The 19,930-nt window shown below is 41.3% G+C and carries 23 protein-coding genes; 10 read left to right on the top strand and 13 right to left on the bottom strand.

The genetic code is table 11. From position 1 onward, the window contains the following. Positions 1-188: 188 nt before the first annotated feature. Positions 189-2,471 (top strand): penicillin acylase family protein, encoded by a 2,283-nt coding sequence (locus tag ACSFVZ_RS14495; protein WP_435559132.1) that lies wholly within the window; start codon positions 189-191, stop codon positions 2,469-2,471. Here the strand turns inward: ACSFVZ_RS14495 and ACSFVZ_RS14490 are convergent. Next, positions 2,464-3,564, bottom strand: coding sequence for a GGDEF domain-containing protein (locus ACSFVZ_RS14490; RefSeq protein WP_206769074.1), 1,101 nt, complete (start codon positions 3,562-3,564; stop codon positions 2,464-2,466). The two genes, ACSFVZ_RS14495 and ACSFVZ_RS14490, sit on opposite strands and share 8 nt — an antisense overlap. A gap of 258 nt (positions 3,565-3,822) precedes the next feature. On the opposite strand from ACSFVZ_RS14490, the gene ACSFVZ_RS14485 reads away from it, so the two are divergent. Both ACSFVZ_RS14485 and ACSFVZ_RS14480 read left to right on the top strand, forming a co-directional pair. Then, positions 3,823-5,355, top strand: a complete 1,533-nt coding sequence (locus ACSFVZ_RS14485) for a carbon-nitrogen hydrolase family protein (protein WP_135923153.1) — start codon at positions 3,823-3,825, stop codon at positions 5,353-5,355. Then, positions 5,355-5,672: a DMT family transporter gene (locus tag ACSFVZ_RS14480; protein WP_135923154.1), complete on the top strand. Its 318-nt coding sequence runs from the start codon at positions 5,355-5,357 to the stop codon at positions 5,670-5,672. The genes ACSFVZ_RS14485 and ACSFVZ_RS14480 overlap by 1 nt, the downstream gene beginning before the upstream one ends. Positions 5,673-5,712: 40 nt before the next feature. Here the strand turns inward: ACSFVZ_RS14480 and ACSFVZ_RS14475 are convergent, their stop codons facing one another. Then, positions 5,713-6,591, bottom strand: coding sequence for a DMT family transporter (locus ACSFVZ_RS14475; protein ID WP_171040425.1), 879 nt, complete (start codon positions 6,589-6,591; stop codon positions 5,713-5,715). A 234-nt stretch (positions 6,592-6,825) separates the two neighbouring features. On the opposite strand from ACSFVZ_RS14475, the gene ACSFVZ_RS14470 reads away from it, so the two are divergent. Continuing rightward, positions 6,826-7,209, top strand: a complete 384-nt coding sequence (locus tag ACSFVZ_RS14470) for an MAPEG family protein (RefSeq protein WP_135923156.1) — start codon at positions 6,826-6,828, stop codon at positions 7,207-7,209. Positions 7,210-7,288: 79 nt separating this feature from the next. On the opposite strand, the gene ACSFVZ_RS14465 is transcribed toward ACSFVZ_RS14470, so the two are convergent. From ACSFVZ_RS14465 to ACSFVZ_RS14455, 3 genes are all read right to left on the bottom strand, one after another. Further along, the gene (locus ACSFVZ_RS14465; protein WP_435559131.1) at positions 7,289-8,494 is read right to left on the bottom strand and encodes a M56 family metallopeptidase; all 1,206 of its coding nucleotides are present in this window, start codon (positions 8,492-8,494) and stop codon (positions 7,289-7,291) included. Positions 8,495-8,503: 9 nt separating this feature from the next. After that, a complete protein-coding gene (locus tag ACSFVZ_RS14460) occupies positions 8,504-8,878 on the bottom strand; it encodes a BlaI/MecI/CopY family transcriptional regulator (protein WP_054554650.1) in 375 nt (124 codons plus the stop codon). Between the two features lie 68 nt (positions 8,879-8,946). Continuing rightward, on the bottom strand, positions 8,947-9,633 hold the full coding sequence (locus ACSFVZ_RS14455; protein ID WP_435559145.1) for a pseudouridine synthase: 687 nt from the start codon (positions 9,631-9,633) through the stop codon (positions 8,947-8,949). 80 nt (positions 9,634-9,713) lie between these two features. Between ACSFVZ_RS14455 and ACSFVZ_RS14450 the strand changes: the two genes are divergently transcribed. Both ACSFVZ_RS14450 and ACSFVZ_RS14445 read left to right on the top strand, forming a co-directional pair. Continuing rightward, positions 9,714-10,019 (top strand): DUF6482 family protein, encoded by a 306-nt coding sequence (locus ACSFVZ_RS14450; protein ID WP_063528566.1) that lies wholly within the window; start codon positions 9,714-9,716, stop codon positions 10,017-10,019. A gap of 308 nt (positions 10,020-10,327) precedes the next feature. Further along, a complete protein-coding gene (locus ACSFVZ_RS14445) occupies positions 10,328-10,741 on the top strand; it encodes a GNAT family N-acetyltransferase (protein ID WP_435559130.1) in 414 nt (137 codons plus the stop codon). Here the strand turns inward: ACSFVZ_RS14445 and ACSFVZ_RS14440 are convergent. The 8 genes from ACSFVZ_RS14440 to lptM all read right to left on the bottom strand — a co-directional run bounded on the left by ACSFVZ_RS14440 (position 10,734) and on the right by lptM (position 16,949). Then, the gene (locus ACSFVZ_RS14440; RefSeq protein ID WP_138557876.1) at positions 10,734-11,093 is read right to left on the bottom strand and encodes a HopJ type III effector protein; all 360 of its coding nucleotides are present in this window, start codon (positions 11,091-11,093) and stop codon (positions 10,734-10,736) included. The two genes, ACSFVZ_RS14445 and ACSFVZ_RS14440, sit on opposite strands and share 8 nt — an antisense overlap. A 9-nt stretch (positions 11,094-11,102) precedes the next feature. Next, positions 11,103-12,077, bottom strand: coding sequence for a retroviral-like aspartic protease family protein (locus tag ACSFVZ_RS14435; protein WP_281547178.1), 975 nt, complete (start codon positions 12,075-12,077; stop codon positions 11,103-11,105). A gap of 262 nt (positions 12,078-12,339) precedes the next feature. Beyond that, the gene (locus ACSFVZ_RS14430; RefSeq protein ID WP_421967910.1) at positions 12,340-13,050 is read right to left on the bottom strand and encodes an HAD-IA family hydrolase; all 711 of its coding nucleotides are present in this window, start codon (positions 13,048-13,050) and stop codon (positions 12,340-12,342) included. A gap of 12 nt (positions 13,051-13,062) precedes the next feature. Further along, positions 13,063-14,016 carry a tyrosine recombinase XerC gene (locus ACSFVZ_RS14425; protein WP_435559129.1) on the bottom strand — a complete coding sequence of 318 codons (954 nt, stop codon included), beginning with the start codon at positions 14,014-14,016 and terminating at the stop codon, positions 13,063-13,065. Next, on the bottom strand, positions 14,013-14,624 hold the full coding sequence (locus ACSFVZ_RS14420) for a DUF484 family protein (RefSeq protein ID WP_135923163.1): 612 nt from the start codon (positions 14,622-14,624) through the stop codon (positions 14,013-14,015). The genes ACSFVZ_RS14425 and ACSFVZ_RS14420 overlap by 4 nt, the downstream gene beginning before the upstream one ends. Next, complete coding sequence (gene dapF / locus ACSFVZ_RS14415) at positions 14,621-15,451, bottom strand: diaminopimelate epimerase (protein ID WP_135923164.1); 831 nt, start codon at positions 15,449-15,451, stop codon at positions 14,621-14,623. Before dapF ends, ACSFVZ_RS14420 begins: the two co-directional genes overlap by 4 nt. Before the next feature lie 64 nt (positions 15,452-15,515). Further along, the gene (gene lysA / locus ACSFVZ_RS14410) at positions 15,516-16,769 is read right to left on the bottom strand and encodes a diaminopimelate decarboxylase (RefSeq protein ID WP_138557873.1); all 1,254 of its coding nucleotides are present in this window, start codon (positions 16,767-16,769) and stop codon (positions 15,516-15,518) included. Next, positions 16,770-16,949 (bottom strand): LPS translocon maturation chaperone LptM, encoded by a 180-nt coding sequence (gene lptM / locus ACSFVZ_RS14405; RefSeq protein ID WP_435559128.1) that lies wholly within the window; start codon positions 16,947-16,949, stop codon positions 16,770-16,772. It abuts the gene before it with no gap. A 148-nt stretch (positions 16,950-17,097) separates the two neighbouring features. Between lptM and cyaY the strand changes: the two genes are divergently transcribed. From cyaY to hemC, 4 genes are read left to right on the top strand one after another with little or no spacing between them, the layout of a single operon-like run. Then, entirely contained in the window at positions 17,098-17,421 is a 324-nt protein-coding gene (cyaY, locus tag ACSFVZ_RS14400; RefSeq protein ID WP_036974421.1) for an iron donor protein CyaY, read from the top strand. After that, the gene (locus ACSFVZ_RS14395; RefSeq protein WP_138557872.1) at positions 17,418-18,074 is read left to right on the top strand and encodes an alpha/beta hydrolase; all 657 of its coding nucleotides are present in this window, start codon (positions 17,418-17,420) and stop codon (positions 18,072-18,074) included. Before cyaY ends, ACSFVZ_RS14395 begins: the two co-directional genes overlap by 4 nt. Positions 18,075-18,098: 24 nt before the next feature. Then, positions 18,099-18,962, top strand: a complete 864-nt coding sequence (locus ACSFVZ_RS14390; RefSeq protein ID WP_435559127.1) for a DUF2914 domain-containing protein — start codon at positions 18,099-18,101, stop codon at positions 18,960-18,962. 29 nt (positions 18,963-18,991) lie between these two features. After that, the gene (hemC, locus tag ACSFVZ_RS14385; RefSeq protein ID WP_135923168.1) at positions 18,992-19,930 is read left to right on the top strand and encodes a hydroxymethylbilane synthase; all 939 of its coding nucleotides are present in this window, start codon (positions 18,992-18,994) and stop codon (positions 19,928-19,930) included.

Genomic DNA, 19,930 nt, shown 5'->3' with positions numbered 1-19,930 from the left:
GCATTGATTTTTTTACTATTTAATTACTATAGACAATTTACCTTGTAATTAACAATGGGGACTTTGATATGTAAGTTATTTGTCTGTGGGTCGTTTTCTCAGTTCAGTGATCATTATTTTGTATGAAGACACTATTTTTTCACAAAACTTAGGTTAATATAGTGTTACTTTAGCTAAGGGAAGCAAGCATGTTTAAGATAATCAAATGGTTACTAGTCGCTTCGCTCATCATCGGACTATTGGCAACAGGCCTCATCTATGGGGTGTTGAATCTAAGTTTGCCAGCACTTGATGGTCGAGGACAAAGTAATGCAATTACCCACTCAGTGAAGATTGAGCGTGATGCTTTGGGGCAAGCTGTTATTAGCGCTCAAAATCGCTTAGATGCTGCTTATGCGCTTGGTTTTGCGCATGGCCAAGACCGATTCTTTCAAATGGATTTATTGCGCCGTAATGCGGCGGGTGAATTAAGTGAGCTGTTTGGTAAAGCTGCGTTAGAGCTTGATAAAAAAATGCGTTTTCATCAATTACGTCAGCGTAGCCAGTTTTTAGTTGAGCAACTACCTGCTGCAGATAAGACGCTACTTAAAGCCTATGCTAATGGCGTGAACGAAGGTTATGCGCAATTGGGTTTTGATAGCTTTGAATACATATTAACAGGCTCGAGTGCTCAACCTTGGCAAAGCGAAGACAGTTTGTTGGTTATTTTTAGTATGTACTTAGACTTACAAACAGCAACATTTGAACGAGATAAAACGCTGATAGAAATTGAGCAGCTTTACGGTAAAGACATGGTTGACTTTATTACCCAGCCAAGCCCTTATCAGGCTGCACTTGATAACAGTCAGTTACCTGCATACGGTGCAGGGATCCCTGCTTTAAACAAGTCATCATGGGTAATCAACGATATTCTCGACCGAGAAGAATTAGGGAGTAATAATTGGGCCGTTACAGGGCAGTTAACTAAAACGGGCGCTGCAATGTTATCTGATGATATGCACCTTTCTTTTGCGGTGCCAATCATTTGGTATCGCGCTCAACTCAATTATCCTGTTGATGGTCAGATGCAGCAAATTACCGGTGTATCATTGCCGGGGGCACCGGCAATTGTGGTTGGTACAAATAATAAAATCGCGTGGGGTTTTACCAATGGTTATTTAGATACCGCCGATTGGGTAGCACTTGAGAGTAAAGAGAAAACGTGGCAAATAGATGAACCCATTTTACTTAATGATGGCAAGGTTGAAAATTATGCTTTGACCATGAGTGAGTATGGTCCCGTTAAAGAAATTAATGGCAAACCCTATGCTTTAAGTTGGGTTGCTCATCATGATTATGCCGTTGATATGGACTTATTAAAGCTTGAAAGTGCAAAAACGGTTGATGATGCGCTAGCTATTGCTGCAGACGTTGGTATTCCGGTGCAAAACTTAATGGTGGTCGATGATAAAGGCAATGCTGCATGGAAAAATATGGGAGCAGTGCCTGCACGTAAAGTGCCTCATCAACTGGCTGTGTCTGAACAAGCTTACTCTGCAGCTTGGCATGAGAATGAAACGGATCGTCCCTTTGTAAAAAATCCTGAGAGCGGTCGTTTATGGACTGGTAATTCTCGGGTTGTTTCGGCTAAAGATGATGAGCGATTTGGTAATGGTGCATACGCGATGGGGGCAAGATCAGCACAAATTCGCGATCGTTTATTTGAAAAGCAGCAATTTACCGAGCAAGATTTTTATTCATTACAGCATGATAACGAGGCGCGCTTTTTAGCACCATGGCATCAATTACTGGTTAAACAGCTTAGTACTGCAGGCGATAAATATGCGCTGTATTTAAAAGAGCTAAATAACTGGCAGGCGTGTGCTTGTAGTGACTCGATTGGTTACACCTTAGTAAAACGTTACCGCAGTGAAGTGATTAATAGCTTATTTAGCCCATTAGAAAATAAGCTAAAAGATCTCGACAGTAGTTTAAAGCCAGTTAAGCGAGATTTAGAGCCTGCCGTTTGGCAACTTATCGAAGCTCAGCCTCAAACATGGTTAAACCCTGATTATGCAAACTGGCAACAGCAAATGGTAGGAGCCTTTGACCGCGTTATTACTAAACTTACAGAGCAGTACGGTAATAATTCACACAGTTGGCAATGGGGTAAGGTCAACGAATTAGTGATTGAGCACCCGTTTGCCAAGCAAATACCGGCACTTAAAAGCTTATTAAATATGCCTACAGCTCCTGGTTTTGGCGATACCTTCATGCCAGCAGTCCAAGGTCGTAGCTTTGGCGCTTCACAGCGTTTTATAGTACAACCAGGCCATTTAGATAAAGCGATTATGGCGATTCCTGGTGGTCAATCAGGGCATCCGTTGTCGGAGTTTTATCGAGCTGGATTTGACGACTATGTGAGTAACGGTTTAACTCCTCTATTACCACAAGAGATTATTCATAGTATTCGTATTGATGCGGTTAACTAACCGCATCAATATCATCGAAAGTAGGGTTGGAACCTTTCGCGACAGTGGTTTGATTTCGACCCAAGTGTTTACTTTGATACAAGGCCGTATCAGCGTGTTGTAGCATTTTTTCTATCGGTGCAAGAGGCTGCCACTCGATTAAACCAAAGCTCATAGTGATTGTTAAATCAGGGAAATCGGGATGGGCATCAAGCTCGGCTATCTGTTGACGAAGCGCTTCTATTTTAGCAAAAGCTTGCTGCTCATTAGTATTTGTAAGTATCAATAAAAACTCTTCACCTCCCCAACGAACAGCAATGTCATCTTCACTGATAAAGTCACTAATTAGTTTTGATACATTTATTAAGATGGTGTCACCTTTATCATGACCAAAGGTATCATTAATACTTTTGAACCTGTCAATGTCAGCCATAACCATACATAGATTGGCATCTTGCTCGATACTCTTTTTATGTGCCATTGAGATGAGCTTTTTCGCAAACCGTCGGTTGTATAATTTTGTTAATGGATCTCGAGCGGCCATCTCGGTGAGCTCAACGCGTTGTGAAAGCGTAATTTCACGAATAAGCCCCATCCCATACACCATAGGTAATCCGGCAATGATGATGTTTATCACATTGATATATGGAAGGAGTTCAGGATAAGCGAAACCATAGGTTACGTCTGAGAAAAATAAATACAACGAAGCAAAGGTAGCAATCATTAACAAGCTGTATGTTGCAGCCCATTTAAAAGTAAGCTGGTAATCAATCATCAAAATACACGACACAGTCCATAAATAGAACTGAAACCCAGCACCTAAGCCAAGAGTTGCGCAGACAATAACTGCATGAATAAGCACTTCGAGGCAAAACACCCTCAAAGCAAGAGAGGTTAAGCCTTGCTTTATAAGGAAAATACCACTGCCCCAAGCAAATACACTTAAAATGTTAACTATAGCGAGCATGTTCGCGCCAATGTGCGCGAAAGCGGGGATTAGTAAAGCATGTACAGCTAATGCGAAATAGGCAATTTTAGTAATAATAAGAAACTTTACATGCTCTATTTCTTCTAATCCAGACTGTTTGGTTTGTCTTAGTAAATGTTTTATCAAACCAACCTCATACACACTTACAGGGAGAAATTAAAGTATAGATGATTATTTGAACAATGCGGCAGTGTTGTCAGGTGCTTTTAATATCAGCACAATAAAATTTTTGTATAATGCTAATTAAAGCCTTGTTCACCTGCAGTTTGCTAAGTTTAAGGCTTGGCAGAGCTCATAATTGATGCCACTCTAAATAAAACCAATCTAGAAACATGAGAATATCTTGTTTTATTGATTATCCTCTCGTGCCTAAAAGGAGTAAGTATGCCGGCGGAAAAAACGCATTTAGCGATCTGTAATTTAACTAAAGAGCAGTATCCACAAATCAAAACTCTCATGGATCAAGCGTATCCGGGGCTCGGTGGTGCTTGGCCAAGTCACACTATTTTTAGGTTAATAGACCAGTTTCCGGAAGGGCAAATAGGCATTGTTGATGACGGTGTTTTGGTAGGAATTGCGCTTAGCGTACAGGTTGATTACGGACGCTTTTCTAACCCTCATACTTATGAAGACATTGTTGATGGTCACGACCGTGTATTTAGTGACCCTGAAGGTGATGCCTTATATGGTTTAGATGTGGTTATTTCATCGACTCACCGAGGTATGCGACTTGGTCGTCGTTTATACGATGCGCGAAAAGAGTTGTGCCGCCAGTATAACTTACGGGCTATTTTAGCAGGTGGGCGAATTCCGCGTTATTACAATCATAGTGCAGAGATGACTCCGATGGAGTACATCGAAAAAGTGGACCACAAAGAGCTGTACGATCCGATTTTAAGCTTTCAGCTATCTAATGATTTCCAAGTAAAACGTCTACTTAAAAAGTATCTTCCTGAAGATCAGGAATCTGTTGGTTATGCCACTTTACTAGAGTGGAATAACATTATGTTTGAGCCAACTGATACGGTACTTGAGTCGACCAAATCAATTGTGCGCGTCGGTGCTGTACAGTGGCAAATGCGCTGTGTTGAGTCTGTTGAAGAGCTGCTTAAGCAAGTGGAATATTTTGTTGATACGGTATCAGATTATAAGAGTGACTTTATTCTGTTTCCGGAGTTTTTCAATGCCCCGTTAATGGGACTCACTGAGCAAAGCAATCAAACCGAAGCAATTCGCTATCTGGCCGAATACACAGAAACATTCCGTGATGCTATGTCGCGTATGGCGGTTGAATACAATGCCAATATTATCACCGGTTCTATGCCGCTTGCTGAAGACGACAAGATTTATAATGTCAGCTATTTGTGCCACCGTAGCGGTAAAATTGATGAGCAGCGCAAAATTCATATTACGCCCCATGAGCAAAATGACTGGGTGATCCAAGGCGGTGACAAAATTGCCGTATTTGAAACGGATGCGGGTCGTGTCGGTATTCAAATTTGTTACGATGTTGAGTTCCCTGAGTTGTCACGTATTCTCGCTAAACAAGGGCTGGATATTTTGTTTGTACCATTTTGGACAGATACCAAAAACAGTTACTTACGTGTTCGTCATTGTGCCCAAGCACGCGCAATCGAAAATGAATGTTATGTTGTGATTGCAGGCTCTGTTGGTAACTTACCTGAAGTAGAGAGTTTAGACGTACAATACTCGCAATCGGCAGTGCTTACGCCATCAGATTTCTCATTCCCGCATGATGCGACCTTGAATGAAGCAACACCGAATACTGAAATGTTGTTATTCAGTGATTTAGATATGGATAAACTGAAAATCCTTCACAGTGAAGGTACGGTAAGAAACTTAAAGGACCGCCGTGAAGATCTGTATGACGTGATCTTGAAAAAGCGAGAGCAATAATGGCGTGGCTGTATTTAATTGTCGCAGGACTGTTAGAGATTGGTTGGCCAGTCGGCCTTAAAATGTCTCAACAGCCAGATAGTCGCTGGTTAGGTATTGCAATAGCTGTCGCCTTTATGGTCGCCAGTGGGGTTATGTTGTGGTTAGCGCAAAAGGATATTCCGATGGGGACATCCTATGCGGTATGGACAGGCATAGGAGCCGCAGGCACCTTCTTGGTTGGTATTTTATTTTATGGTGATGCTGCCACATTTGGCCGCATTGCCGGAGTACTTTTGATAATTAGTGGTGTAATAACCCTAAAAATTAGTCATTAAAAAAGCGGCATTACCGCTTTTTTAATGACTAGGAATAAGCCTAATTGGGTAGCATTACCAGAATCGCTGCCAGTGCAATTAACACAAGCCCCGCTGTGTCTTGGCGTTTCAACGGCTGTTTTAGCCAAAGAATCGATACCATAATGGTAAAAAATACTTCAATTTGCCCCAGTGTTTTTACATAAGCAACATGCTGCAAGCTCATGGCGCTAAACCAACCGATGGAACCTAAACAGCTACACACACTAACAGCGGTCGTGGTGCCTTTGTGATGCCAAATTTTCTTAAATGTATCGCGCTCTTTGAGTGCAATATAAACGCACAGCATAAGCGTTTGTAAGCTGATTGTCAGCACTAACACCCAAGCTGCAGAGTGCGGGAAAGTTAGTCCTGAATTTAAACTTGCTTCGCGGATCCACGACGATGAAAGAGCAAATGAAGTACCGCAAGCAAGCCCAAGCAGTGCAGTGCCCAAATTAAAGTGTTTAACATTCGCGATGCCACTTAATAGCAATACCGCAATTGCACCAATAAATACCCCAATCCAGCCTAGTAATGATAGTGCGGAGCCAAAAAACATAACACCTAAAATAGCAGCCATCAGCGCTTCACTTTTGGCAAGCCCAGCACCGACTGCAAAGTTATTCATTTTAAATAGTTTTACCATCAAGCCTGTGGCAAGGATTTGGACGATACTGGCGCCAACAATGTAGCCAATAAAAGCCAGATTAAAGTCAGGAAGTGCAGCGTCTTGGTATTGATAAAGTGCAAATAAATAAAGGGCAGCAATCGGGCTAGCAACAATAAAGCGGGCAAGCGTTACCCCTGCAACACTCACTGTTGCACTGAGTTTACTTTGCAGAGCATTGCGCCATGACTGCATAAACGCTGCAAAAATAGTTAAGAAAATCCAAGTCATATTGAAAATATATTAATGGGGGGAGGTAATTAGAGTATCAAAACCAAAGTATTAGGGCATTAGCTTATCGACCAACTTGAGAAAAACTCAGCTGTGACAATATGTCGCAGGGCTTTTAAGTAATCATTAGGCTATAGTGACAATGATGCTATTGCTAGCCGTTGCTTTTAGAAGTAGCGGCTTTTTTTTGTTTGCTGTAGGGTAAGCTATTACAGTTAAAAATAAGGAAATATCATGACAACACTGATTATCTGCGCACTCATCGCAGTACTCATACCTTATTTAGCTAAAGCCCCCGTGGCTTTTGCACAAAATAAGCTAGCAGGCTACGACAATAAGCACCCTCGCGAACAACAAGCAAAACTAACCGGCTTTGGTGCTCGTGCATTAGCAGCACATCAAAATAGCTTTGAATCGCTGATTATTTTTGCAGTAGCGCTGGCGGTGGTAATTGGTAGTAATAATATCTATCAGGTGACTGAAACCCTTGCGATTGTGCATGTTATTGCTCGCGTTCTGTACTGTATTTTCTACTACATAAACCAAGATATATTGCGCTCATTAGTCTGGTTTATTGGTTATGTTTGCGCTGTGGCGATGATCGCTCTTTGCCTCTAGTCATAAGGTAAATAGTTAAAAACCACAAAGCAAGCGGCTTAAATAAGGCGCTTGCTTTAGGGTCTTAAGTTGCTACAGCTTATTTAGAACTAACTTTAACTTTCTCAATTAAATCCTTAGCTTGATAGTTTTCGTCTAAGGCAAAATCGAGTTGCACTAGGGCGTTTTTAAAGCCAGATTCAGATGGCGCATATTGCCATTGTTTTAATGCTCTTTTCGCTTCTCGATTGAAAACATCTTCAGGCTCTGCACTTACCACACTAATATTGCTGGTGGCGCCGCTTGGTAAAATATCGTATTTCAAAACGACTGAACCGCTAATGCCTTGCTCTGCCGCTTGAATTGGGTATATCGGTTCTACGCGCATAACCGCTTGATAGTCTTTTGTCTTTTCAACTGACATTGGCTGTTTTGCAATGGCAAAGCTGCTAAGCATGCCCGCTGTAAAAATAACTAACGCTGTTTTTGCGATAAATGAGCTGTTGTCGATCTGCTTTATTTGATTTAGACGTTGTAACATGGTGTTTTTATCTCCGTATTGTGAATAAGCCATTAAGCCTGTTCTGCTAAAGCTTGCACAGTGCACTAATGCCTTACTGTATAAAATTCGTTGCTCTGTCGATTTATTTTTGAGTACCTGCTCATCACATGAAAGCTCTTGAATACGGCGCAGGCTTGCATAGCCAAGCCAAGCGATTGGGTTAAACCACTGCACAATAGTGGCACTCAAAGCAATGGCATTAATCAGATTGTCTTTACGTTTAATGTGCACAGATTCATGCTCTAAAATAAGCGCTAAAGCATGGTTATCGTAGTGGCTTTGATAGTTTGTAGGCAGCACTAGCTTGGTATTTATAACGCCTACAACCATAGGTGAGCTCACCTGCTTGCTTTGGTATAAGCGCATACTTTGGCTGTTGTGATGAACAACCGTAATTGGCTCTAGTTGCAGTTTCGCTAAAAAACGATAATGATAGTACACGGCAGTGATCAGCATAGTAACCGTAAAAAAGCCATAAATAGCGAACCACGTTAGCGTAAATTGCGGCATTATTGCTGTGTTTGGCGTAATGGTCAGCTTACTGATAAAGTCGTTTTGTATCGGCTTTAAGTGATTTGGCAGGTTCGCTAACAGTAAGCTAATAGGTAGTAGTGCCCACAGCGTATAAACCAAGCGCGCTGATAACTGGCTCAATAATTTTCGCTCTAGCAGCAATAAAAACAAAATTGCAGATGAGATCAAAAGTTGTTGATCTAACAACCAATTAAAAAATGCATCTAACATAACAACGCCTTATTTTTGCTGTTTTTCCCAATCATCGATAACCTTTTTCAGCTCATCAATATCATGTTGCGAGAGTTGCTCTGATTTAGCAAAGCCACTCACCAGCGGCGCAATTCGGCCATTAAAAAAGCGTTCAATAAAGCTTTGGCTTTCTTTTAATGTGTATTCTTCACGAGCAATGCAAGGGGTGTAGTTATATTGGCGACCTTGTTTCTCGAAGCTTAGTGCGCCTTTTTTAACTAAACGGCTTAGTAGCGTTTTAATGGTTTTTTCGTGCCATTCTTTATCGTCACTTAAACGCGCAATTACTTCACTAGCCGTGGCAGGGTAGCCAAGCCATACCGCATCTAATACTTCGAATTCAGCTTTAGAAAGTTCAATCATTTTTATGCCTACAGATGTAATCTTTAATTTAAGATTACACGCGTAATCAATTAATGCAAACTTTTTTGTTAGAGAATGTCACTTTTTTTGATACTGACTATCTGCCCTTCGGGCAAATTCAGCGTGGTGAGTGACAGTTTGGCGATATCTGTGCGGTACAGGTCGATGACTTTGTAGCCACAAAAACGTGCCATTTTACGTATTTGCCGGTTTAAACCTTGTTTTAAGACGATGCAAAACTGTGTTTCGGTGACTTGAGTCACCTCACAAGGAAGGGTTATTTGTTTATCTACAGGCACACCGTTTGCCATTTTTTTACAAAAATCACTATCAAGAGGTTTATCTACGGTGACTAAATAGCGCTTGGGATGGTGGTAATCAGGGTGGATCAGTTGATTACAAAACTCACCGTCATTGGTCAAAATTAACAACCCACGAGAGTCCTTGTCGAGCCGGCCAATTGGGTAAACGCGAGTGGTTTTAGGCAGGCTATGAATAAGGCTTGTTGGGTCGTCAGCATTTAATTTGCAATCTATACCAACAGGCTTGTGATATGCAAAGTAGGTGAGTGGCGCTTTAGCTGAAATTTTTTCGCCAAGTACAATTACATCATCGTGCTCATCAACATGATCTATGTGATTTGCAGCACGGCCATTTACTGTTACCTTACCTTGATCTATCAAGCGTGATGCTTGCTTTCGAGAACAAACTCCTGCATGGGCAATAAATTTAGCAAGTCGTACTTTTTCAGTCATGGATGCTTTTTGTACAATTAATTTGATCACAGTATACCAAAATCACGTATGAATAGTTCCACCACCAAAGAGGAACGCACATGCCTATCAAGTTATCAGAGCTTGCAGATCATCAGCCACTGCAAAAAGTTATCCTTCATTCGTTGGAAATGGCGCTGTATCAAGTGTCTGTGGTAATTAATAACGTTGAGTATTATGTTACTGATGAGAAAGGTGAATTTATACGAGATCTCAGTCCGTTGCATATTCAAAAGCGCCTAGATCATTTAAGTTACGGTGATATGGTTTTACGCCACACCAGTGCTTATGACGAAATGTGCGGTCAGCCAGAAAAATTGGCCAGCAATATGCTAGAAGTACCCTATGGTAAGAACCACTTATACTGATTAACGATATAAGCGTATACTGAGTCATAACATTTTATATACCCAAACCACCTCAAGATGCGAGTTTCAGTTGGAATTAAATGCGATTTAGGCAAGGCATTGATTGCAAGTAATAGTGGTTCTATTGTTAAAATCAATAACGCAGTATAAATTGCATTTAAACCAACCCTTTGGGCGCTTCACAGGCACTTACTCTCATCGTTGTTACTTCTTAAAAGGGACTGCCATTCTTGCAAAGTAACGCCTTGATATTAAGCACCTGTGAAACGCTGAATTCTGCATCTTGAGGTGGCTTGGGTATATATACTATGTATCAATTAAAAAGTGATGACTCAGCTGACTTAAATAACCAGCTAAGAGAACATGTTGTTGCCTACAATGCGGCACATTTTAATGCTAAACGTATCCCCGTTGGTTTTAAGTTTGTTAATAAGCATAACACCGTTGTGGCGGGTATTCATGGCCAAGTATTTGGTAACTGGCTGCTAATTAATTGGCTTTGGTGTGATGATAAGACGCGTGGTAAAGGGCTTGCAACCCGCTTACTAACGGAATTAGAGAGCAAAGCTAAAGCGCTTGGCGCAAACACTGCACAACTCGATACACTCGATTTCCAAGCCAAACCCTTTTACGAAAAAAACGGCTACCAAGTTAAATATGAAATGAGTAATTACCCACTCGATGGTTGCCGTTATTTTATGGAAAAATCTTTGCTTACTTAGCTTTCAGTACTTCTTGCTCGGTAAAAGTAACTCCTAAAAAAGGAGTTGCTTCAGGAGCAAGCATAAAGGTGCGAATGTTCATGTGGTCTTGCCCTTCAGGATTCTTCAGCACATCATCACGATAAAACGCGCCAAAACAATCTAGGGTATTTTGTTTGCTTAGTTGGTTAAGTTTTGCAAAGGCGAAAATTTTACATGAGCCATTATTTTCATTTGCTGCACTGATCAATCCATGATTGTTAAAGCCACTAGGAGTGAAATGGTAGTTACTCTCTATCACAGCCATTGTATCGTTAAACTCTATCTGCTGTGGCGTGTTAGCTAATTTCGATAAGAAATCGTTAAGTGTCATTACCTGTCCTTAATAGTTATCTTTTATCAACTCTAACTCATTCACTTGTTGATTGATATTAAACTTAAAATTCTCTAAGAAGTTCATACCTAGCAAACCATAACTGCCATGACTTTTAAGTACTAGAACATCGAAGTTATAGAGCCGCTGTTGACCGATTTGAAAAGAGTGTACTTGATAATGCTGCGCTTCAACGAGTCCATTTGCGGTATTTACTTGCATAGTACCAAGATAATGGGCGGGTTCTTTTAGTTGTTCTAGCAGTGATTGCGTTAATACCGTAAAGCTTGCGCCAGTGTCTATCATTAGCTTAGCGTCGGTGTCGTCATTGATTATGCTATTAACTAAATAATGTGAGCCATGTGGGATGAGAGGCACAACCTCAACCCCTGCTAATGCTTGCTGTATCAAACGATATAATTCGTCAGCTTCTTGCTTATGCTCATGGTTTTCAGGAAGTTGCTCAAGCGCAATTTGGCTTGCGACTAAGTCACCTAGGTGAAAATAAGCCTGCGCTTGAACTAATAAATAAAAGGTGTTTTGCGGCATATAATCTAGCCATTGTTGGCTGTGATTAAGAAGTTCTTGCCAGTTTTGTTCTTCAATCAATGACTCTGCTTTTAACTTTGTTAGCTCCGAAATTCTCTTCGCGAATCGCGCTTGCTTACTTTTTCCAAGCTGATTATGTAAAGCCATTAAACTAATAATTCCCTGTTGAACATGGCCCTGATTGATCATTCGTTTTGCATCGAGTTCTAACATTGATGCATCATAAGGGTGACTATTCAAAAAGGCAGTTAAAAATTGCTCACTAAGCTCGTCATCATGGTGGGATAGCCAAGACTCAAGTTGCTGTTGCCAAGCACGCTTTAATTGCAGTGCAAAGCTTGGGTTATTTTCTAAAAGTTGCGTGTACTCAAGAACTGCTTCATCAAATAGATTATTGCGAAATAAGGCGACAGCATGTTGAAACTTCTCTGGCAACCTCGTTACTTTACTGGGCTTTATAACAGTGTTTTTTTCAGTTAGCTTCTCAGCTGATCGTTTATAATTATCATATTGCCATAGGAAATAGCCATTAAGGCTAAGAGAGCACACGAGTAGTAACTTTAGTAGATAATTCACTTGTGCCTTCGCCTTACTTAACTAATTAATTTTCCATACGAGAAGTGTAGGCATATTTAAATTTAACACTGCCATGTAACTTCCATACTTTATTAAGCATAAAACAAATTACAAAAATTGGTTACTTTTTAACTAAATGATTCAATAAAAAGATATCGTTAATTTCGATGTCAGCTAATCCCTTGTATTTGTAATTTGCTGCCTGATTATTCAACCAAACACTTTGACAGCCAGCGTTATTTGCACCTTGAACATCTGTGTCGAGACTATCGCCAATATGCAAAATCTCTTTGTGAGCTACATTTAGCGTTTCAGCTGCAATGTCGAATAAGCCGGGATGGGGCTTTGCTTTACCATGAGGGCCTGCCTGTAAGACAAGTTCGAATACCCCTTTGAGGTTAAACTTGTCGACTTCGACATTGCCATTGGTTATTGCTATTAAGCGAAATTGTTTGCTGAGAGCTTTTAATAGCTCTAACACTTCTTTTGACACGGTAATTTGGCTGCGGGCATCTGCAAATGCTTGATAGGCGTTGTTAGCATGTTGTTGTGCTAAATCATTTTTAAACCCCAGATCGTGCATGGCATAGAGTAGTGCCGCACGTCGCCAGCGAGTCACATCGTCAATGAGGCTTGGATCTAGCGCTAAGGCTTTGTCGCGACAATAAAGCCAATACTGCGTGTCATTGGTTGGCCATTCTGGCAGCTTTGCTAAATAATCAGCTTGCGCTTGTAAAGCTGATTTTATAATCGGATGGTTGTTATAAAGTGTGTCATCTAAATCAAAACTTAAAACAGTAACAGGTGATAAAGCACGGTTAAAACGGATCATAATTACTAAGTATTACTCTGGAGTTGAGCGCTTTTTAGCGCGTGGATGAGTGTTATCATAAACTTTGGCTAGATGCTGAAAATCAAGGTGTGTATACACTTGTGTTGCCGATAAACTGCTGTGCCCTAATAGTTCCTGAACGGCACGTAGATCACCAGACGATTCTAAAATATGCGAAGCAAATGAGTGGCGAAGTTTATGAGGATGAACTTGCGAGCTGATCCCTTGTTTTATTCCCCACTCTTGCATACGTAGGCGAACTTGACGAACTGAAATGCGTTTTTTTTGGCTGCTCAAAAAAATAGCCGTTTCATCTGGGTGTGCAAATTGTGGACGAATTTTTAACCAAGACTTTAAAGCGCTTAATGCTTTGCTACCTACAGGCAATAAACGCTCTTTATTGCCTTTACCGCGCACTAAAATTTCACCTTCAGTGGTATTTATATCTTGTATGTTAGCGCCAACTAACTCGCTAATCCTTAAGCCTGATGAATACATTAATTCCATCATTGCTTTGTCACGTATTGTTAGTGGTTCTTCACCTTCTAGTTCTAATAGCTTTGCCATTTGATCAACGTCTAAATTTTTAGGCAATGGCTTGGAAAACTTTGGCCCTTTTATAGCCTCAGCTGGGTTATGGTAGTGAACGTGATTTTCAATCTTTTTAGTTTTAAGAAACTTGTAGAGGCTACGAATGCAACTAAGCTTTAAGCTAATTGTGCGGCCACTCAGTTGTTTGCCTCGTAGTTGCATACTGTAACGGCGAATATGCTCACCTTGAACAGCAAACCAGTTTTCACAGAGTTTACTAAAGTATAATGCTGCAAAGCCTAATTGACTTGTGTATTGGTTGACTGTGTGTGCTGAGTATTGCTTTTCGTAGCGTAAATAATCTGCAAAAAGTTGGATAGGTGTGCGCCAAGCATCACTTAATTCATCAATATTTGGCGTCGTCACATCGCTCATGCAAGTTCCAATAACCGCAGTTGCAATGAGCGAACAAACTCAAGTACGAAAAAGCTATCTTTAGCGGGCTCAAAGTGGTTTACATCATGACTACCAAACGCCAATATGGCAACAGGATGCGCGGTGTTTCCGATCAGGTAAAGGGCAGTTGATTGTATTGAACCAGAAAATAGTAAATCGCATTCTTGTTGGTTGATACGACCTAAATAAATGCCATCGTTTTGTAGTCGATGAGTTATTAAATCATCAAACTTCTTTTCATATTTCACTAAGTGACACTCATTAATTAGTGGGTTGGTACAAATAATGTTACGCAGATTGATGGCGAGCGTTTTAAAGTCGTAATTAGTCCATAGTTGGCGATGACATTCGCTGAACAGGCGGTAGATTAATTCGTTTTCTTTTGCTTGCTCAAGAAGTTGATCAATCTTATTTTTCAAAAATGTATTATGCTCACGGAGCTGGCGCTGTTGAATATGAACCAGTGAGGTTGCTCCAGCAGCTTGTTGATGCAGTTCAATGTCAGCGAGTAACTCTGGCTGTTTAATGAAAAAATCAGGGTTTTCAGTTAGGTATTGTGCAATTTGTTGTTCTGTTAGTTTGCTCATAATGCCACTTGTCCATCAAAAACATGTTCAGCAGGGCCAGTCATTCTTACTGGATGTCCTTCACCTTGCCAGCGAACTTGCAAGCTTCCACCGGGTAAATCTACTTGCACTGTGTTGGCAAGCTTATTTTGTACTTGACCAATAACGACAGCTGCACAGGCACCTGTTCCACATGCTAAGGTTTCGCTTACACCTCGCTCCCAGACTCTAAGTTTAATATGATCTTGAGAAATTACCTGCATAAAACCAACATTGGCTCGTTGTGGAAAACGCTCGTGATTTTCAAGCAGTGGCCCTAAAGTGTTCACTTCGGCAGTATGAATATCATCGACTTCTAATACGCAGTGTGGATTACCCATAGAAACTGCACCACTGAAAACCGTGTGCTCTTCTGTGCGGATGATATAGGTCAACTCACGTTTACTGGCTTTTAATGGTATTTTGTTTGGTTCAAAGTTTGGGTGGCCCATGTTGACCGTAACTTGGCCATCTTTTTCAATGTATAAAGTCAAGTTACCTGATTTAGTTGAAACCGAAATTTTATGCTTGTTAGTGAGACCTTTCATGCGCACAAAACGGGCAAAACAACGAGCACCGTTGCCACATTGTTCTACTTCGTTACCGTCAGCATTGAAAATTCGGTAATGAAAATCTAAATCGGGAGAATAAGGGGCTTCAACCATGAGTAGTTGGTCAAAGCCTATGCCGAAATGGCGATCTGCCAGTTTCTTTATTTGGTCACGAGATAAGAAAACATTTTGAGTGATGTTATCAATAACGACAAAGTCATTACCTAGGCCGTGCATTTTTGAGAAATTAACTAACATAACGCTCTAATTCAGGATTGCTCTGAGCTAATCATGCCACAGAGCTGCCCGGTTATAAAAACGTTTATGGTAAAATTTTCTCGCCTTGCCATAGGCTTTCTAAGGTTTCACGTTGACGAATTAAATGACTTTGTTGGCCATCCACCATAATTTCCGCAACACGAGGGCGCGAGTTATAGTTTGAGCTCATGGTAAAACCATATGCGCCTGCACTGCGCTGTGCCAATAAGTCGCCTGCTTGAAGTGCTAGTTGACGATCTTTACCTAAGAAGTCTCCGGTTTCACAAACTGGGCCTACAATGTCGTAGTTGTGAGTTGGCGTATCATCTTCACGAGGTTCAACCGGCACAATATTTTGCCAAGCCTGATAAAGAGATGGGCGAAGCATATCGTTCATACCCGCATCAACAATAGCAAAATACTTGTCTTGGTTTTGCTTTATAAACTCAACTTTGGTGACTAATATGCCGGCGTTGGCAGCAATTGCACGGCCAGGCTCAAAAATTAGTTCCAAGTCTTGATAATCAGCTAAGCGTGCGGTGATTTTGTCTACATATTCACTTGGGTGAGGTGGCGTTTCGCCGTTATAAGGCACACCCAATCCGCCACCAATATCAAGGTGTGAAAGTGTTATGCCAACGGCTTTTAATTCTTCGATAAGAGTTAGTACTTTTTCAAGTGCAGCTAAAAAAGGTTTAATTTCTGTTAGCTGTGAACCAATGTGGCAATCGACACCGGTAATTTTTAAACCCGGTAATGATGCCGCATGTTGGTAAACTGTCACTGCAGTTTGAATATCAATACCAAATTTATTCTCTTTTAGACCTGTTGAGATATAAGGATGCGTTTTAGCATCAATATCAGGGTTAACACGAATCGAAATAGGTGCCACAAGGTTTAGTGACGTCGCCACCTCTGAAATACGCTCAAGCTCTGCGACAGATTCAACGTTAAAACACTTGATCCCCAATTTAAGTGCATACGTTATTTCATCAGCGGTTTTTGCAACGCCAGAAAATACCACTTTACTGGCATCTCCACCTGCTTCGATAACGCGTGCAAGCTCACCTTTCGACACGATGTCAAAGCCAGAGCCAAGACGGGCTAAAATATTGAGCACGGCAATATTTGAGTTGGCTTTTACGGCATAACATACCAAGCTTTTATGTGACTTTGCTGCATCAGCAAAGGCACGGTAATGGCGCTCAAATGTTTTACGCGAATAGATATAACACGGTGTACCGTATTGTTCTGCCAGCTCTTTGACAGCGATGTCTTCAGCGAACAGCTGATTATTATTGTAGTTAAAAAAGTCCATCTATTGGTCCTGTTTTTGCTCTGGTTGTTCGGATGGATCAGCCTGTGGCTGAGATTCTTTAGGCTGTGCAGTATCATCTGGTAGATAAAGAGCACCACTTTGTCCACATCCTGCTAGGGTTAGAAGTATGGCGCTAAGTGGTAAGATTGTTTTTAATTTTTGGCTATGAGTCTCTTTCATTAGATTAATACGATTGCTGGCTTTATAATCGCAGAGTAACAGAATATTTAAAAAATGCAGCTATTCGCGGATGAATTTATTCCTGTTACACTTGTTGTACACAATCTGCCCCCAGATCTAGGCTTAAAGCCAGTTAAAGGACATTAAAATGACTGATCATGAATACCACACACTAGCCGATGCATTAATGCTAACTATTGAAGAGCAAATCGATGAATGTGATGCCGACTTAGATTATGAATCAGCGTCAGGTATTTTAGAAATCATCTTCCCAGATCGCAGTAAAATAGTGATCAACAAGCAAGCACCACTTCATCAAGTGTGGGTTGCGACGAAATTTAATGGTCACCATTTTGAACTACGCGATGATAAGTGGATTGATAACCGCTCGGGTGCTGAGTTTTGGCAATTTATGTGTGATGCAGCAACACGTCAAGCGGGCCAACCTATTGAGTGGCGCTCAGAACTATGAGTTTAGAGTTTGTCGAATACCCAGCACAGAGTGACCACAAAGCAACTGTTATTTGGTTACATGGGTTAGGTGATTCTGGTGATGGTTTTGCGCCAGTTGCACCACAGCTAGCACTTCCAGCTGAGCTTGGGGTGCGTTTCGTATTTCCGCATGCACCTGTGCAACCGGTCACCATTAATGGTGGTATGGCAATGCGCTCTTGGTACGATATTAAATCGATGGATTTAGATAAACGTGCTGATGAACAAGGTGTGCGTGACTCGGCTGCAAAAGTGGCTGAGCTTATTGACCAAGAAATTGCAAAAGGGATTGCTGCAAACAAAATTATTCTTGCAGGTTTTTCGCAAGGAGGGGTGGTATCGCTACACTTAGCGCCGCGACTCGATTATAAATTAGCGGGTGTAATGGCACTATCAACTTACATGTGTGTACCAGCTAAATTAGCCGATGAAACCAAGCAACAAGGGTTAAATATATTTATGGCACATGGTCGATTTGACGATGTGGTACCGCATAGTGCTGGCAGGCAAGCATTTACTGTACTTAGCGCTAATAACATGGAAGTAAGCTGGCAAGACTATCCGATGGCGCATCAAGTTTGTGGTGAAGAACTTATGGCTATCCGTGAGTGGTTAATTGCTCGCCTGAGTTAATTTTTGGTTGTGAAGGGGCCAAACATGACAAAAAAAATTGTAATAACAGCTAACATGAATGCTGAAAAATCAGAAAGCCGCCGCCTAGAAACGGTCACTTATCAGTGGCACTGGCGACGCATATTTATGGTTAGCAGTGTGATTTTTGTCGCACTAGCAGCTGTTATCTATAGTTTTGTTGGTGCTGTTAATGCCGAACAGGCTGAAACCGATGAGCAAAGTGCTGAACCAACGGGTACTGTTATGCAACAACCTACAGCAGCTGACACTGTATCGCCAAGCGAACTTGAACCAGCTTCACCTCAACTGCAAGAACCTGCTATTCAAGTCGTTGAGCAAAAGCAGGATGTAGAAGCGCCTGCTGATGAGCAGCCAATAACCTCTGACTTAGAAACAGAAACGACAGCGCAAGCAGAGGCTATTGATGAAGCTTCGCCGGTCCTTGAAGAAGAAAACCGCGACGAACCTATCGTCATCGCTAAAAATTCTGATGTTCAACAGCAATTTTCTCAGTCTGCTCATATTGCTAGCTTAGCGATTGGCGCTAAAATAGACACAGATAAAGTTAGTAGAGCGGTATTAACAACCGATGTTGTTGATCGAGAACCAGTCAACGTTCTAAAAAACGATGTAAAATTGTCGGAAATAACGCAAAGCTTAAGCTTTTTTAGTGAGCTTAAAAATATGCAGGGACAAACTGTTCGTCATCAATGGTATTACCAAGGCACTCAGCTTGCATCTATTGAATTAGCAATAACTAGCCCGCGTTTTCGAACCTACTCAACCAAAAACATCATGCCAGAGCAACTCGGCGAATGGCGGGTAGAAGTGGTGGACGCGCAAGGTACTTTGCTTGCGCAAAAAGAATTTAGACTTTTAGCTGATTAATTTCGGCCAGATAAACAATTGGAATTTTCATGACTCAGACAACAAAACGCGTTCGTATCGCTACACGTAAAAGTGCGCTTGCTCTATGGCAGGCCGAATTTGTAAAAGCACAGCTAGAGCACTTTCATGACGATGTGACGGTTGAACTTGTTCCTATGTCGACGCAAGGGGATATTATCTTAGATACACCGCTGGCTAAAATTGGTGGTAAAGGCTTATTTGTAAAAGAATTAGAACAAGCCATGCTAGATGGTCGAGCAGATATTGCTGTGCACTCGATGAAAGATGTGCCGGTTGAGTTTCCTGAAGGCTTAGCGCTTCATACTATCTGTGAGCGTGAAGACCCTCGTGATGCATTCGTATCAAATAACTACAAAAGCTTAGACGAGTTACCGCAAGGTGCTATTGTTGGTACATCGAGCTTACGTCGCCAATGTCAAATTCGTGAAGCGCGTCCTGATTTAGATATTCGTGATTTACGCGGTAACGTTAACACTCGTTTAGCTAAGCTTGATGATGGTCAATATGATGCAATTATTCTTGCTGCAGCAGGTTTAATTCGTTTAGAAATGCCAGAGCGTATTACGGCATTCATTGAACCAGAGGTTTCATTGCCTGCCAATGGTCAAGGTGCCGTCGGCATTGAATGTCGTGTAGATGATGAAGTAACAAAAGCACTGCTAGCACCACTTGAGCATACAGAAACACGTATTCGTGTTAATGCCGAGCGTGCCATGAACCGCCGTTTAGAAGGCGGCTGCCAAGTACCTATTGGTGCTTTTGCGTTGGTTGATGGTGAACAAGTGCATTTACGTGGTTTAGTTGGCGCAATTGATGGAAGTCAAATGCTACGTGATGAAGTTTCTGGCCCTGTTAGTGACGCTGAGCAGCTAGGTATTACACTTGCTGAAAAGCTACTTGCGCAAGGTGCAGATAAAATTTTAGCAGAAGTATATAGAGACGCTTAA

The sequence above is a fragment of the Pseudoalteromonas nanhaiensis genome, from assembly GCF_051235485.1.
Taxonomy (GTDB): domain Bacteria; phylum Pseudomonadota; class Gammaproteobacteria; order Enterobacterales; family Alteromonadaceae; genus Pseudoalteromonas; species Pseudoalteromonas lipolytica_C.
The sequence above is the reverse complement of the archived record's forward strand: the minus strand, read 5'-3'. Positions and strand labels throughout refer to the sequence as shown.

Coding starts and splice junctions, on each gene's coding strand:
- ACSFVZ_RS14495 (WP_435559132.1), top strand. CDS start 189: ATGTTTAAGATAATCAAATGGTTACTAGTCGCTTCGCTCATCATCGGA.
- ACSFVZ_RS14485 (WP_135923153.1), top strand. CDS start 3,823: ATGCCGGCGGAAAAAACGCATTTAGCGATCTGTAATTTAACTAAAGAG.
- ACSFVZ_RS14480 (WP_135923154.1), top strand. CDS start 5,355: ATGGCGTGGCTGTATTTAATTGTCGCAGGACTGTTAGAGATTGGTTGG.
- ACSFVZ_RS14475 (WP_171040425.1), bottom strand. CDS start 6,591: ATGACTTGGATTTTCTTAACTATTTTTGCAGCGTTTATGCAGTCATGG.
- ACSFVZ_RS14470 (WP_135923156.1), top strand. CDS start 6,826: ATGACAACACTGATTATCTGCGCACTCATCGCAGTACTCATACCTTAT.
- ACSFVZ_RS14465 (WP_435559131.1), bottom strand. CDS start 8,494: ATGTTAGATGCATTTTTTAATTGGTTGTTAGATCAACAACTTTTGATC.
- ACSFVZ_RS14460 (WP_054554650.1), bottom strand. CDS start 8,878: ATGATTGAACTTTCTAAAGCTGAATTCGAAGTATTAGATGCGGTATGG.
- ACSFVZ_RS14455 (WP_435559145.1), bottom strand. CDS start 9,633: ATGACTGAAAAAGTACGACTTGCTAAATTTATTGCCCATGCAGGAGTT.
- ACSFVZ_RS14450 (WP_063528566.1), top strand. CDS start 9,714: ATGCCTATCAAGTTATCAGAGCTTGCAGATCATCAGCCACTGCAAAAA.
- ACSFVZ_RS14445 (WP_435559130.1), top strand. CDS start 10,328: ATGTATCAATTAAAAAGTGATGACTCAGCTGACTTAAATAACCAGCTA.
- ACSFVZ_RS14440 (WP_138557876.1), bottom strand. CDS start 11,093: ATGACACTTAACGATTTCTTATCGAAATTAGCTAACACGCCACAGCAG.
- ACSFVZ_RS14430 (WP_421967910.1), bottom strand. CDS start 13,050: ATGATCCGTTTTAACCGTGCTTTATCACCTGTTACTGTTTTAAGTTTT.
- ACSFVZ_RS14425 (WP_435559129.1), bottom strand. CDS start 14,016: ATGAGCGATGTGACGACGCCAAATATTGATGAATTAAGTGATGCTTGG.
- ACSFVZ_RS14420 (WP_135923163.1), bottom strand. CDS start 14,624: ATGAGCAAACTAACAGAACAACAAATTGCACAATACCTAACTGAAAAC.
- dapF (WP_135923164.1), bottom strand. CDS start 15,451: ATGTTAGTTAATTTCTCAAAAATGCACGGCCTAGGTAATGACTTTGTC.
- lysA (WP_138557873.1), bottom strand. CDS start 16,769: ATGGACTTTTTTAACTACAATAATAATCAGCTGTTCGCTGAAGACATC.
- lptM (WP_435559128.1), bottom strand. CDS start 16,949: ATGAAAGAGACTCATAGCCAAAAATTAAAAACAATCTTACCACTTAGC.
- cyaY (WP_036974421.1), top strand. CDS start 17,098: ATGACTGATCATGAATACCACACACTAGCCGATGCATTAATGCTAACT.
- ACSFVZ_RS14395 (WP_138557872.1), top strand. CDS start 17,418: ATGAGTTTAGAGTTTGTCGAATACCCAGCACAGAGTGACCACAAAGCA.
- ACSFVZ_RS14390 (WP_435559127.1), top strand. CDS start 18,099: ATGACAAAAAAAATTGTAATAACAGCTAACATGAATGCTGAAAAATCA.
- hemC (WP_135923168.1), top strand. CDS start 18,992: ATGACTCAGACAACAAAACGCGTTCGTATCGCTACACGTAAAAGTGCG.